The organism is Thioclava sp. FR2, from assembly GCF_051200875.1.
Taxonomy (GTDB): Bacteria; Pseudomonadota; Alphaproteobacteria; order Rhodobacterales; family Rhodobacteraceae; genus Pseudotabrizicola.
The window spans coordinates 2,181,227-2,193,977 of record NZ_CP195191.1 but is presented as its reverse complement, the minus strand read 5'-3'; the positions used below and the strand labels follow the sequence as shown (position 1 = coordinate 2,193,977).

The 12,751-nt window shown below is 58.3% G+C and carries 12 protein-coding genes and 1 tRNA gene; 11 read left to right on the top strand and 2 right to left on the bottom strand.

What is annotated here, in order from left to right; all coding sequences use genetic code 11:
- Positions 1-36: 36 nt before the first annotated feature.
- Positions 37-2,214, top strand: coding sequence for a catalase/peroxidase HPI (gene katG / locus ACSBLW_RS10755; protein ID WP_435256621.1), 2,178 nt, complete (start codon positions 37-39; stop codon positions 2,212-2,214).
- A 6-nt stretch (positions 2,215-2,220) separates the two neighbouring features.
- Here katG and ACSBLW_RS10750 read toward each other — a convergent pair whose 3' ends face one another.
- Positions 2,221-2,931, bottom strand: a complete 711-nt coding sequence (locus tag ACSBLW_RS10750; RefSeq protein WP_435256620.1) for an SGNH/GDSL hydrolase family protein — start codon at positions 2,929-2,931, stop codon at positions 2,221-2,223.
- Positions 2,932-3,075: 144 nt separating this feature from the next.
- Between ACSBLW_RS10750 and ACSBLW_RS10745 the strand changes: the two genes are divergently transcribed.
- Positions 3,076-3,783 carry a tellurite resistance TerB family protein gene (locus ACSBLW_RS10745; protein WP_435256619.1) on the top strand — a complete coding sequence of 236 codons (708 nt, stop codon included), beginning with the start codon at positions 3,076-3,078 and terminating at the stop codon, positions 3,781-3,783.
- A gap of 36 nt (positions 3,784-3,819) precedes the next feature.
- On the opposite strand, the gene ACSBLW_RS10740 is transcribed toward ACSBLW_RS10745, so the two are convergent.
- On the bottom strand, positions 3,820-5,196 hold the full coding sequence (locus tag ACSBLW_RS10740) for a cytochrome P450 (protein ID WP_435256618.1): 1,377 nt from the start codon (positions 5,194-5,196) through the stop codon (positions 3,820-3,822).
- 196 nt (positions 5,197-5,392) lie between these two features.
- On the opposite strand from ACSBLW_RS10740, the gene ACSBLW_RS10735 reads away from it, so the two are divergent.
- From ACSBLW_RS10735 to ACSBLW_RS10695, 9 genes are all read left to right on the top strand, one after another.
- On the top strand, positions 5,393-5,995 hold the full coding sequence (locus tag ACSBLW_RS10735) for a hypothetical protein (RefSeq protein ID WP_435260094.1): 603 nt from the start codon (positions 5,393-5,395) through the stop codon (positions 5,993-5,995).
- A 100-nt stretch (positions 5,996-6,095) separates the two neighbouring features.
- On the top strand, positions 6,096-7,271 hold the full coding sequence (tuf, locus tag ACSBLW_RS10730) for an elongation factor Tu (protein ID WP_435256600.1): 1,176 nt from the start codon (positions 6,096-6,098) through the stop codon (positions 7,269-7,271).
- A 118-nt stretch (positions 7,272-7,389) separates the two neighbouring features.
- Positions 7,390-7,689 carry a ribbon-helix-helix domain-containing protein gene (locus ACSBLW_RS10725; RefSeq protein ID WP_435256617.1) on the top strand — a complete coding sequence of 100 codons (300 nt, stop codon included), beginning with the start codon at positions 7,390-7,392 and terminating at the stop codon, positions 7,687-7,689.
- 91 nt (positions 7,690-7,780) lie between these two features.
- Complete coding sequence (locus ACSBLW_RS10720; RefSeq protein WP_435256616.1) at positions 7,781-8,176, top strand: VOC family protein; 396 nt, start codon at positions 7,781-7,783, stop codon at positions 8,174-8,176.
- Between the two features lie 33 nt (positions 8,177-8,209).
- Positions 8,210-8,731: a Twin-arginine translocation pathway signal gene (locus tag ACSBLW_RS10715; RefSeq protein WP_435256615.1), complete on the top strand. Its 522-nt coding sequence runs from the start codon at positions 8,210-8,212 to the stop codon at positions 8,729-8,731.
- Between the two features lie 14 nt (positions 8,732-8,745).
- The gene (locus ACSBLW_RS10710; RefSeq protein WP_435256614.1) at positions 8,746-10,314 is read left to right on the top strand and encodes a GMC family oxidoreductase; all 1,569 of its coding nucleotides are present in this window, start codon (positions 8,746-8,748) and stop codon (positions 10,312-10,314) included.
- Between the two features lie 65 nt (positions 10,315-10,379).
- Entirely contained in the window at positions 10,380-11,633 is a 1,254-nt protein-coding gene (locus tag ACSBLW_RS10705) for a PQQ-dependent sugar dehydrogenase (RefSeq protein WP_435256613.1), read from the top strand.
- Positions 11,634-11,728: 95 nt separating this feature from the next.
- On the top strand, positions 11,729-12,211 hold the full coding sequence (locus ACSBLW_RS10700) for a c-type cytochrome (protein WP_435260093.1): 483 nt from the start codon (positions 11,729-11,731) through the stop codon (positions 12,209-12,211).
- A gap of 105 nt (positions 12,212-12,316) precedes the next feature.
- A tRNA-Trp gene (locus ACSBLW_RS10695) sits at positions 12,317-12,392 on the top strand.
- Positions 12,393-12,751 lie beyond the last annotated feature (359 nt).

Below are 12,751 nucleotides of genomic sequence, written 5' to 3'. Positions count from 1 at the left end.
TGTTAAAACTGCCAACAGCGACTCTTGGAGGATACCATGGACGGTAATGACATTCCCGCCGGCAAATGCCCGGTGATGCACGGGGGCCTTACTACCTCGGCGAAATCGAACACGGCGTGGTGGCCCAAGACCCTCAATCTTGACATCTTGCACCAGCAGGACACCAAGACCAACCCGATGGGTGCGAACTTCAACTATCGCGAAGCCCTGAAGACGCTGGACGTCGAAGCCCTGAAGAAAGACATGCACGCCCTGCTGACTGACAGCCAAGATTGGTGGCCAGCAGACTGGGGGCATTACGGTGGTCTGATGATCCGTCTGGCATGGCACTCGGCTGGGTCTTACCGCTTGGCCGACGGTCGTGGCGGTGGCGGCTGCGGAAACATCCGCTTTGCGCCGCTGAACTCGTGGCCGGACAACGCCAGCCTTGATAAGGCCCGCCGTCTGCTGTGGCCGCTGAAGAAGAAGTATGGCAATGCGGTCAGCTGGGCTGACTTGATTATTCTGGCCGGAACGATTGCCTACGAAAATATGGGCCTGAAGACCTTTGGCTTCAGCTTTGGTCGCGAAGACATCTGGCATCCGGAAAAGGACGTCTATTGGGGATCGGAACAGGAATGGCTTGCCCCGTCCGAAAATCGCTACGGCGATCTGTCGAACCCGTCGACGCTGGAAAACCCATTGGCTGCGGTGCACATGGGTCTGATTTATGTGAACCCCGAAGGCGTGAACGGCCAGCCCGACCCGGCCCGCACGGCACTGCATGTGCGTGAAACCTTTGCCCGCATGGCGATGAATGACGAAGAAACCGCGGCGCTGACCTGCGGCGGCCATACTGTTGGCAAGGCACATGGCAACGGCGATGCAAGCGTCATCGGAGCGGCTCCGGAAGGCGCTGATCTGGAGGCTGGCGGTTTTGGCTGGGCGAACCCGAATGCAAAGGGCACGGCAGCGACCAACTTCACCTCGGGGATCGAGGGCGCATGGACCACGAACCCGACGAAATGGGACATGGGCTATTTCAAGCTGCTGTTTGGCTATGACTGGGAATTGACCAAGTCGCCCGCTGGTGCGAACCAGTGGCGCCCGATCAACATCCGCGAGGAAGATATGCCGGTCGATCCGACCGACCTTTCCAAGCGCGTGATGCCGATGATGACCGATGCCGACATGGCAATGAAAGTCGACCCGATCTACAACGAGATCTGCCAGAAGTTCATGGCCGATCCAGCCTATTTCGACGACTGCTTTGCCCGCGCTTGGTTCAAGCTGACCCACCGCGACATGGGTCCGAAGGTTCGTTACTTTGGCCCCGACGTTCCGGCGGAAGACCTGATCTGGCAAGATCCGGTTCCTGCTGGTCGCACCGATTACGACGTTGCAGCAGTCAAAGCCAAGATCGCGGGTTCGGGCCTGTCCGTGTCGGATATGGTGACCACCGCTTGGGACAGTGCACGGACGTTCCGGGGGTCTGACATGCGGGGCGGTGCCAATGGTGCCCGTATCCGTCTTGCTCCGCAGAAAGATTGGGAAGGCAACGAGCCCGCCCGTCTGGCGCGTGTCCTTTCGGTTCTGGAACCGATTGCCGCGACTTCGGGCGCTTCCATCGCCGATGTCATCGTTCTGACGGGCAATGTCGGCATCGAGCAGGCGGCAAAAGCAGCGGGCTTTGACGTGACCGTTCCTTTCGCTCCGGGTCGGGGCGATGCGACCGACGAGATGACCGATGCTGCGTCTTTCTCGGTTCTGGAGCCTCTCGCAGATGGTTTCCGCAACTGGGTTAAAAAGGACTACGCTGTCACGCCCGAGGAAATGCTGCTGGACCGTGCCCAACTGATGGGTCTGACCGCAGCGGAAATGACTTGCCTTGTCGGCGGTATGCGGGTCATCGGCACCAACTTTGGCGGCAGCAAGGAAGGTGTTTTCACCGACCGCGTCGGTGCATTGACCAACGACTTCTTTGCCAATCTGACCGATATGGCGCTTAGCTGGCACAAGGTCGATGGAAAGCCATACGAACTGCGTGACCGCAAGACCGGCAATGTGCGGTTTACTGCAACGCGTGCCGATCTGGTGTTTGGTTCGAACTCGATCCTGCGTGCCTATGCCGAGGTCTATGCCCAAGACGACAACAAAGGCAAGTTCGTGAATGACTTCGTTGCGGCTTGGGTCAAGGTGATGAACGCTGACCGGTTTGACCTGACGGCGAAGTAATCTGCCTCACTTGCGTTTGACTTGGGGCCGCGCCTTTGGTGCGGCCCTGATCACATCTGCCACCCGCTTTGCGATGGCATCACTGCCTTTGACCGACGGGTGAATCCGGTCGATCTGGTGATAAGTCCAATCCCCGTTCGGCACGAGATCTGCCAAAGGCACAAAAGTGACCCCATGGTCAAACTGGGCCATCTTCGCCAAACGACGATCCAGTTCATCGCCAGCAGCCCGACAGCCCTTGATCGGGGTGAAGGTTCCGGGATTTCGCAAATAGCCAAGATAGATTACCCGTGCGCCGCTTTGGCGCACCTCATTGACAAATTTCGGGATGGTTCCGGCCCGCCCGTCAGCGCTTACCAGCCTGTCCAGCATGTTTGAACAAAAGCCGCAGCCACAGCCGAACAAAAGGTCGTTGCCGCCCCCGTTCATCACCACCCAATCCCACTTTCCGGGAACATATTGCGCCGGGATGCGCAGACCAGCCGCGCCAGAGATGGGGAGAAAATAGAAGTATCGAGCAGCCGAAACCGACTTGTCGATCACTTCAAGGCCGAGTTCGCTTTCAAGCACATTGCCGACAGCCTGATGCCCGCCACGATTTGATGCCAGCATCGAATCGCCCATGATGAGGATGTTGGTCGCCTGACCATCGGCGAGCCTTTCGCCACAGCCAAACAGAAACAAGAAGATCAAGAATCCAAGAAAAAGTTGGCGCATCGGTCTATGAAGCTCTGAGAATCCCCGCGGAAACCTGCGCGAAAACAGTGGCGCGAATGTGGCGCGGTCTTTCTGAAACGCGGCATTGCGAAACCATCACCAAACCCCCATCTGAAGGCAAAGGGATCAGTTCGGGAGAGTGCTGTGATTAATGCGAAATCATTGTTGGATGGGCTTTTGGGCCAAGTGAATTCGGCGGCGGCTGGTACGGGCGCTGATGGCTTGGCAAAAAAGGCCAAGGGTGCTTGGGACAGTCAATCGACACTTGGCAAAGGCGCGATTGCAGGCGGGCTTCTTGGGCTTTTGCTGACAGATGGTGGTCAAAAAATTCTGAAAACCGGCGCAAGTGTTGGTGGTGCTGCGCTGATCGGTGGACTTGCCTACAAAGCCTATGAGGACTGGAAGGCCGGCAAGGCACCTGCCGCCTCTGCCGAACCCGGCCCTGTTGCGCTGCCCAAACCCGACGGCACCGCTTTCTTGCCGAATGACCCGGTGAAGGCAGACGATCTGGCAACTCGCCTTTTGCAGGCCATGGTTGCGGCTGCCAAGGCGGATGGCCATGTGACAACCCGTGAGCGCGCGCGGATTTCGCAGCAATTGGCTCAGGCGGGGATGGGGGCCGAAGCTGAACGGCTGATCACAGACGAGCTCGACGCCCCATTGGATGCGGGCCGTATCGCAGCCCTTGCCCGTAGCGAAGAAGAAGCAGCTGAAATTTATGCTGCGTCACTTTTGGTTGTGGACCCCGAAGCGCCGGCAGAAAAGGGCTACCTTGCCATGTTGGCCGCACGCTTGAACCTTGATCCACGGCTTGTCGACCATCTTCACGCCCGCGCGGCGGATCTGGCCTAATTCTTGCGCCTGACGCCGGGCGCGAAGCGTCCGGCGTCAGGCTCGCTCTACCAAAAGCCAGACCCCGCCCTCGGGACGCAGTGTCAAGATCAGCACGGGTTTCGGGTCTTTTCCCGGTATCGCTGAAAACCGAAAGCGCGCCAAAAGCGTTGCGAGAATGATGACGGCTTCTTGCAGGGCGAATGAGGCGCCAATGCAAATCCTTGGGCCATCGCCAAAGGGCAGGTACGAGAACCTGTCGATCGCCTTGGCATCTGCAAAGCGGGATGGGTCAAACCGGTGCGGATCTTTCCACAGCTTGTGGTGGCGATGCAGGGCATAGATGGGCAAGATCACCGTGTCCCCCGGCAAGACCTCTCGCCCGCAAATTTCATCTTTTGCCTGCGCTGTGCGCGACAGGAAGGCAGCCGGCGGATACATTCGCAGCGCCTCATCAATGACCCGCCGCACCAAGGGGAGCGACGACACATCTGCCGCCGTTGCCGCTCGGCTGCCTAAAACCGATTGCGCCTCGGCCCTTGCGGATGCCTGGACCTCGGGATCAAACGCGCAAAGATAAAGCGCCCATGACAGCGTAAGCGCGGTCGTTTCATGCCCAGCCACGATAAACGTCAAAAGGTTGTCACGCAGTTCGGACGTTGTCATCTTGCGCCCGGTTTTCGGGTCTTCCCCGTCCAGCAAAAGATCCAGAAGATCCGGAACCGGCTTCGGTCCTTCCTTGCGCCGGCTCTCAATCGCCTGATCTGCCAACAGCTTCGTCTGTCGCATCGCGGCGCCCGTCATCAGCCGGTTCGGACGCGGGATCCACGACGGCGCGCCAAGAATATCCAACAGCGAAACCTTGGCAGTTTGGGCAATATACTGCTCGATGGCCTTGTGCACCGATGTGCTGTCAAAGCCCTTGCCATCGGAAAAGGTCACATCGGAAATGACCTCAAAGGTCGCGGTAACCATTTCGTCGAAAAGGTTCACAGCGCGGCCAGCGCCCTTGCTGACACGGTCTGAGGCGCGCTCTGCCGCGGCCGTCATCACAGGGGCAAGGCCGGTGACATGGCGGTGGCTGAACACAGGCGCGGCTGTCCGGCGCTGCCACATCCATTCGGCTCCTTCTGCAACGAAAAGGCTGTCGCCAATGGCAGGCTCCAAGATCAGCTTAGTGACCTGTGATTTCGGGTAATCTTCTACGCGGTCCCGAAGAATGCGCTTCAACGCATCGGTATCCATAACCATGTGCCAGCGTTTGCCGGTACGTCCTGAAATGATCGGCGCATGGGTCGCGATTTCGGGGATCAGTTCCAAAACATTACGTCTGCCCGCCTGAAGTGACCCCCATATCCCCAAAGGCTCGGTCGCAAGTGGGACGCGCACGGGAAGACGGGGCAGGGGGGCGTATTCGTTCATCGCAACCTCCATTTTGTCAAATATAGGAACGGGTTCGCGAAAGTCACCCGGGCCGGAAGTCTTACGGGGCGCGATGCGCGAATGGTTGCGTGTGGCGGACCCGCGGGGCGGATGCGCTTGCAAGGATTGGCGCTTGCCGCTATCCCAAAAGCAGTTAACGGGGGTCCTGATGTTCAAGCCTTTGCGTGCTGGTTTGCTTTCTTTGTCAATGCTTGCCGCTTGCGCCCAACAGGGCGTGTTGGAGGAGCCGGTGCCCTTGGGGGATTTTGCCCTTGGCCTGAACATCGTTGTTGCGGACAACGTACAGAAAGTTCCGATCAGCCGCGAAGCGACCGTGGAAGAATGGGAAACCGCGATGAAAGCGGCTGTTGCTGCCCGGTTTGGCCGCTATGAGGGTACAAAGCTTTACAATATCGGGATTTCTGTTGACGGTTACGCCCTTGCGCCGCCCGGAATTCCTGTTGTGGCCGCGCCGAAATCGGTCTTGGTGATCACCGCGAATATCTGGGACGATGCGGCCCAGAAAAAGCTGAACGCAGAAGGCAAACAATTCACTGTCTTCGAGTCGCTATCCGGTGAAACCATCGTTGGATCAGGCCTGACTCGGACCAAACAACAGCAAATGGATGCGCTGACATTCAATGCCGCCAAGAAAGTGGAAGACTGGCTGCTAGAGAACCCAAGTTGGTTTGGACTGACCGCCGAGGAGGTCGCAGCCGCCATGAAAGCGCGTCGTGAGGCCGCAAAGCAGGCGAAGTCTGACGTTCCGGCTGAAGAACCTGCACCAAGTGCTGTTCCAAAGCCGAAGTGAGGCTTGATTTTCCCTCGCCTTCGGCTTAAGTCGCCGCCCGTGTATAACGGGGTCAATCGGCTCTTCCGCCACGACCCCCCGAATTCAAGGGCGCTTCGGCATGGCAAAGGCAAAGTTTGAACGTAACAAGCCGCACGTCAACATCGGCACGATTGGCCACGTTGACCACGGCAAGACGACGCTGACGGCGGCGATCACGAAGTATTTCGGCGAATTCAAGGCCTATGACCAGATCGACGGCGCGCCGGAAGAGCGTGCCCGCGGGATCACGATCTCGACGGCTCACGTTGAATACGAGACCGAGAACCGTCACTACGCCCACGTCGACTGCCCCGGCCACGCCGACTATGTTAAGAACATGATCACCGGTGCTGCCCAGATGGACGGCGCGATCCTCGTGGTTGCTTCGTCGGATGGCCCGATGCCGCAGACCCGCGAGCACATCCTGCTCGGCCGTCAGGTTGGTATCCCGTACATGGTCGTCTACATGAACAAGGTTGACCTTGTTGACGACGAAGAACTGCTGGAACTGGTCGAGATGGAAGTTCGCGAACTTCTGTCGTCCTACGAATACCCCGGCGACGACATTCCGATCATCAAGGGCTCGGCTCACCAGGCTCTGATCGGCGAGCGTCCGGAAATCGGCGAAACCTCGATCCGCGCGCTTCTGAAGGCCGTTGATGAGTACATCCCGACCCCGGAGCGCGCTGTTGACCAGCCGTTCCTGATGCCGATCGAAGACGTGTTCTCGATCTCGGGCCGTGGTACCGTTGTGACCGGTCGTGTTGAGCGCGGCGTGATCAACGTTGGCGACGAAGTTGAAATCGTCGGCATCCGCGACACCAAGAAGTCGACCTGCACCGGCGTTGAAATGTTCCGCAAGCTGCTGGATCGCGGCGAAGCTGGCGACAACGTTGGCGTTCTGCTGCGCGGCATCGACCGTGAAGGCGTTGAGCGTGGTCAGGTTCTGTGCAAGCCGAAGTCGGTGAACCCGCACACGAAGTTCGAAGCAGAAGCCTACATCCTGACCAAGGAAGAAGGCGGCCGCCACACCCCGTTCTTCGCGAACTACCGTCCGCAGTTCTACTTCCGCACGACCGACGTGACGGGCACCGTGAAGCTGCCGGAAGGCACCGAAATGGTGATGCCGGGCGACAACCTGAAGTTCGAAGTTGAACTGATCGCGCCGATCGCCATGGAAGAAAAACTGCGCTTCGCTATCCGCGAAGGCGGCCGCACCGTCGGCGCAGGCGTTGTCTCCAAGATCATCGCCTGATCTCGACCGCACAACTGATGGAAGGGGCTGCCTGTTTGGGCGGCCCCTTTTTTCATGACGTAAGGCGTGTTGACGATTCGGCTGTTTATCGGAAATTCTGATCTGGGAGGAAAAGAAGATGTGCCAGATCTTTGCCGGACAAAATCCGGCCCGCTATGAAAGCGTCACCCGCAGACTGCGTTTGAACGGGCAGTCGACCAGCATCAGGCTGGAGCGTGCTTTCTGGGGAATTCTCGACCAAATGGCTGAGAAGGAAGGCGTTTCCACGCCGCAATTTTTGTCGAAACTCCATTCTGAAGTGTTGATTCAGAACGGTGAGGCGAACAACTTTTCATCGCTTTTACGTTGCGCCTGTACGATCCACTTGGGCGAATTTGACCAAGTTCCTCAAAGCCTTGCGCGGTACGCAGCAGAGTAGAGACAAAAAAACGCCTGTAGTAGTCCAGTACTACCCGGCATTAAAATTGGTCCGATAACCTTACCAAAATCGCCTGAATTTTGGAGGTTACATGGCCAAGGCAATACACTCGATGATCCGCGTCCTCGAAGAGGCACGGTCCGTTGCATTCTACGACATGGCTTTTGGCCTCAAGGTCGCAGATCGACTGGATTTCGAGACCTTCACCCTCATCTATCTTTCTAACCCGGAAAGCGGGTTCGAGCTTGAGCTGACCGTGAACAAGGGGCGCAGCGAGCCTTATGTTCTGGGCGACGGGTATGGCCATTTGGCGGTTTCCGTCAGCGATGTCGATGCAGAACACGCGCGCCTGACAGAGGCGGGCCTTGCTCCGCGCAAGTTGGTGGATTTCCAGAACAACGGCGTTTCGGTCGCGAAGTTCTTTTTCGTGGCTGACCCAGACGGTTACCAGATCGAGGTTTTGCAAAGAGGTGGGCGGTTCCAGTGACCCCCGCCTTTTCGTCATTCTAGGGAGGAGACTATGACGAAAATCGAAAGAAAAGGGCTGACGAGGAGAGCCCTTCTTGGCCGCGCCATTGCGGCCGGAACTCTTGCGGTCACCGGAGTTGGCTTTGTCGCCGCGCCGGATGCTGCCTGGGCATTAGAGGTTTCGGTGATCACACCGGAACAAATGGCAACACTGCTGCAAATGGCGCGTGACATCTATCCGCATGATCAGGTGCCGGATCGTTTCTATGCCGTCGCCGTCAAAGGCTACGATGCCGAGGGAGCCAAGGACCTAGTCGCAGCCGGCGTTGCTGAACTGAATGCTGCGGCGCAAGCACAGGGGCATGCGGATTACCTGTCGATCGGTTGGGAGGAAGATCGCGTCAAGGTCCTGCAGGCCGTTGAAGCGACAGTGTTTTTCCAGACGGTTCGGTCGGGCCTCGTCACCGGGCTCTACAATCAGAAAGATGTCTGGCCAATCTTTGGCTACCAAGGCGAGTCCTTCTCGCAAGGCGGTTACATCGACCGCGGTTTTGATGACATCGACTGGCTGTAAGGGAGGAGTCAGACATGGTTGCCAAATTTGACCTTAACGACGACTCTGTGGTCGTCATCATAGGCACCGGCGCAGGCGGCGGTGTTCTTGCAAACGAACTGGCGCAAAAAGGCGTCAAGGTCGTCGCTTTGGAAGCGGGCGGACGCTACCTGCCCGAAGATTACATCAATGACGAATGGGAAAGCTTCGGCCAATTGGCGTGGACCGATGCCCGGACCACCAGCGGTTCATGGCGTGTAGCAAAGGATTTTGGCGGGCTGCCAGCCTGGATCGTAAAGGCCGTCGGTGGCACCACTACCCACTGGGCAGGTGCCTCGATCCGGTTCCAAGAGCATGAATGGAAGGCGCTAACCACCTATGGCAAGGTCGACGGCGCCAACCTGCTGGACTGGCCGATTGACGCAGCAGAAATGGCGCCTTGGTACGAAAAGGCCGAAACCAAGCTGGGCGTGACCCGCACAGGTGACCGCGCCGGTCTTCCGGGAAACAACAACTTCAAAGTCTTCGAAAAAGGCGCGAAGGCGCTTGGTTACAGCGAAGTTCACACGGGTCGTATGGCAATCAACTCCAGCGACTATGACGACCGGCTGGCCTGCCAGCAGACCGGTTTCTGCTTCCAGGGCTGTAAATGGGGTGCAAAATGGTCTGCCGCCTACACTGACATTCCGCGCGGTGAGGCGACCGGCAATCTGGAAGTGCGTGAGCGCAGCCATGTGGCCCGCATCCTGCACAACGAAGCAGGCAAGGTCACCGGCGTCGAGTATTTCGACAAGGACGGCAATCTTCAGTTCCAGAAAGCCCGCATCGTTTGCGTCGCCGGCAACTCCTTCGAAAGCCCGCGTCTGCTGCTGAACTCGGCGTCCAGCATGTTCCCGAACGGGCTTTCGAACTCTTCCGGTATGGTTGGGAAAAACTATATGCGCCACACGACTGGTTCGGTTTACGCCGTTTTCGACAAGCCGGTGCGCATGTGGCGTGGCACCACGATGGCCGGCATCGTGCAAGACGAAGCGCGTCACGATCCGTCGCGCGGTTTTGTCGGTGGCTACGAGTTGGAAACACTGTCGCTGGGCCTGCCATTCATGGCGGCCTTCCTGAACCCCGGCGGTTGGGGGCGCAGTTTCACCACGGCGCTTGACCATTATGAAAACATGGCGGGCATGTGGATCGTGGGCGAAGACATGCCGCAGCTTGGCAATGGCGTTACTCTCTCTGACGCCAAGGACCAGCATGGTCTTCCGGTCGCCAATGTTCATTTTGATGATCACCCGAATGACATTGCGATGCGGAACCACGCCTACAAACAAGGGATCGCGATGTATGAGGCCGTCGGGGCGACCCGCGCCTTCCCGACGCCGCCCTACCCGTCCACTCACAACCTTGGCACCAACCGCATGTCGGAAAAGCCTGAGGATGGCGTGGTGAACAAGTGGGGTCAGTCACATGACATCTCCAACCTGTTCGTCTCGGACGGCTCGCAGTTCACCACGGGCGCGGCGGAAAACCCGACATTGACCATCGTTGCCTTGGCAATCCGCCAGGCAGACCACATTGCTCGTGAAATGGCGGCAAACAACATCTGATCCACCGATGAACAAAAGCGTGAAGGGCCGCGGTGGCCCTTCATAAGTTACTGGGAGGACTTGGAATGAAACGATTTCTTACAACCGTTGCGGCAGTCGGATTATTGGCATCCACGGCTTCGGCTCAGAATGCGGATCTGCCTGACAATCTTGCCAAGTTGGGCGCCTTCAAGACGACGGGCGTGACCGAATTCACCGTAGTTGATCAGGGCGGCGACTATGCCGAGGCGATCAAAAAGAACCTTGAGAGGGTCAAGCTGCCCGAAGGCTTCAAGATCGCGCTCTATGCTGTCGTTCCCGACGCGCGGCACATGGCCGTCGGCCCGCAGGGTATTGTGACCTTTGTCGGCACGCGGAAGTCTGAAGTCTGGGCCGTGACGGACCGAAACAAGGATCGTGTCGCCGACGAGGTTAAGAACTTCGCGCCATCCTTGCCAAAGGCCATTCCCAACGGCCCCTGCTTTACCAAGGACGGCTTCCTGATCATTGCCGAGCAGAACCGTGTCCTTCTCTATCCGGCAGCAGAGTTCTTCTATGAAAGCCCCGATGTGGTCGCGGTTCCGATCGTGCCGCAGGGAAAGCTGATCCCGGTTGAGGAGGAAAGCTACAACCACACCGCACGCGTCTGCAAAATGGGGCCCGATGGCAAGGTTTACATTTCCCTTGGCCAGCCCTTCAATGTGTCGCCCCCGGAAAAGCTGGATCTTTATAAGGAAACCGGGATTGGTGGTATCATCCGGATGAACCTCGATGGATCTGACCGTGAGGTCTACACCTACGGAGTCCGCAACTCGGTTGGTCATGACTTCCATCCGGTCACGGGTGAGCTTTGGTTCACCGACAATCAGGTGGATGGAATGGGCGATGACATTCCGCCCGGTGAAATCAACCGCCAGACCGCGGCTGGACAGCATTTCGGCCATCCTTGGTACGGTGGCGGTTCTGTTCGTACAACGGAGTATACGGGTCAGGAAGTGCCGGTCGAAGTGGTGATGCCGGCGGTGGAAACGATTGCCCATGCGGCTGATCTTGGCATGACGTTCTACACCGGCAATCAGTTCCCGGCGAAGTACAAGAACGCCATCTTCTCGGCCCAACACGGTTCGTGGAACCGCACCACCCCAAGCGGGGCAGAGGTTATCGTGACCTATGTGGCCGAAGACGGGACCGCGACGGCCGAGACCTTTGCAACGGGTTGGATCGACGAGAACGGTGAATATCTTGGCCGTCCGGTCGATGTGGCCCAGTTGCGGGACGGGTCGATCCTTGTGTCGGATGACCTTGCCGGTGCGATCTATCGCATCAGCTACGGCGAATGATGCGGGGTGTCTTACTGTGCCTCGGCGGGGTTTTCCTCGCCGGGGCCGTCATGGCGCAAGACCCGCCCGAGGGAAACCGGGCTGACGGGCGCAAGGTGGCCGGTCAGTGCCGGACCTGTCATGGGCTTGAAGGGTTGGCCAAGATTCCCATCGCGCCGAATATCGGGGGGGAACCTGCCGACTATATCGCGGCACAATTGCTGGCCTTCCGCGAGGGGCGGCGAGAACATGAGATGATGTCTGTCGTAGCAAAGGGGCTGAGTGATCAGAACATCGCGGATGTCGCGGCTTGGTATGCCGGGCATCTGGCCACCGCGGTTCCAAAAACCGATCTGGCCGGGGCGCCAGAGGTCTGCGCTTCTTGCCACGGGGCTGATGGAATTGCTGTGGTTGATCTTGCGCCGAACCTTGCGGGCGAGACGAACATTTATCTCGACACGCAGCTCAAGTCGTTCCGTCTGGGCAAGCGCGAGTCAGAGATCATGTCGGGAATCGCGGCAGAGCTTTCTGATGAAGAGATCAGGGCTGTTGCCGATTGGTATGCGGCGATCGGGTTGAAGGTTCAGCAGGTCGATTGATCCGCTGGGGAAGATGGGGGCAATTCTGATGCGGGTCTGGCCCGGATTCCTCTGGATTGCCCCTTGACGACCCGCCCCGCCTGCCGTAACCCACCGATCAGGCCTAGGGGTATAGCTCAGCTGGTAGAGCGACGGTCTCCAAAACCGTAGGTCGCGGGTTCGAACCCTGCTGCCCCTGCCACTTTCCAAAAAGCGCCAAAAAATACCGTCCCCGTCGGGGACGTTTTTTTTACTTGTTTAAAATCAACGGGCTAGTCTCGGGGATTCAGCTTTTCTTTACTTTTGTCCCCGTGGCAGGGGTAGAGTCGGGGCAAGCCCCGACCTGCGGCGGTCAAAGAGTTGGGCTGAAGCCAGACCTAGACAGGGTGCATTTCGAGCCTTTTGGAGCCAATGGTTTGGCCTCCTTACGCAACCGCCTGTTGAGGCTGGCGGCGACATCGTGGCCATAATCCCGGCCTGCACCCGAGATTGGCTTCGCCACAAAATTTTCCAGATCAGACCACCCTTGCGTCCATTTCCACTTTCAATCTGCGGGAGAGT

Bases quoted from the DNA above. Each gene is read 5' to 3' on its own strand.
- katG (WP_435256621.1), top strand. From the start codon at position 37: ATGGACGGTAATGACATTCCCGCCGGCAAATGCCCGGTGATGCACGGG.
- ACSBLW_RS10750 (WP_435256620.1), bottom strand. From the start codon at position 2,931: ATGCGCCAACTTTTTCTTGGATTCTTGATCTTCTTGTTTCTGTTTGGC.
- ACSBLW_RS10740 (WP_435256618.1), bottom strand. From the start codon at position 5,196: ATGGAGGTTGCGATGAACGAATACGCCCCCCTGCCCCGTCTTCCCGTG.
- ACSBLW_RS10735 (WP_435260094.1), top strand. From the start codon at position 5,393: ATGCTTGCCGCTTGCGCCCAACAGGGCGTGTTGGAGGAGCCGGTGCCC.
- tuf (WP_435256600.1), top strand. From the start codon at position 6,096: ATGGCAAAGGCAAAGTTTGAACGTAACAAGCCGCACGTCAACATCGGC.
- ACSBLW_RS10725 (WP_435256617.1), top strand. From the start codon at position 7,390: ATGTGCCAGATCTTTGCCGGACAAAATCCGGCCCGCTATGAAAGCGTC.
- ACSBLW_RS10720 (WP_435256616.1), top strand. From the start codon at position 7,781: ATGGCCAAGGCAATACACTCGATGATCCGCGTCCTCGAAGAGGCACGG.
- ACSBLW_RS10715 (WP_435256615.1), top strand. From the start codon at position 8,210: ATGACGAAAATCGAAAGAAAAGGGCTGACGAGGAGAGCCCTTCTTGGC.
- ACSBLW_RS10710 (WP_435256614.1), top strand. From the start codon at position 8,746: ATGGTTGCCAAATTTGACCTTAACGACGACTCTGTGGTCGTCATCATA.
- ACSBLW_RS10705 (WP_435256613.1), top strand. From the start codon at position 10,380: ATGAAACGATTTCTTACAACCGTTGCGGCAGTCGGATTATTGGCATCC.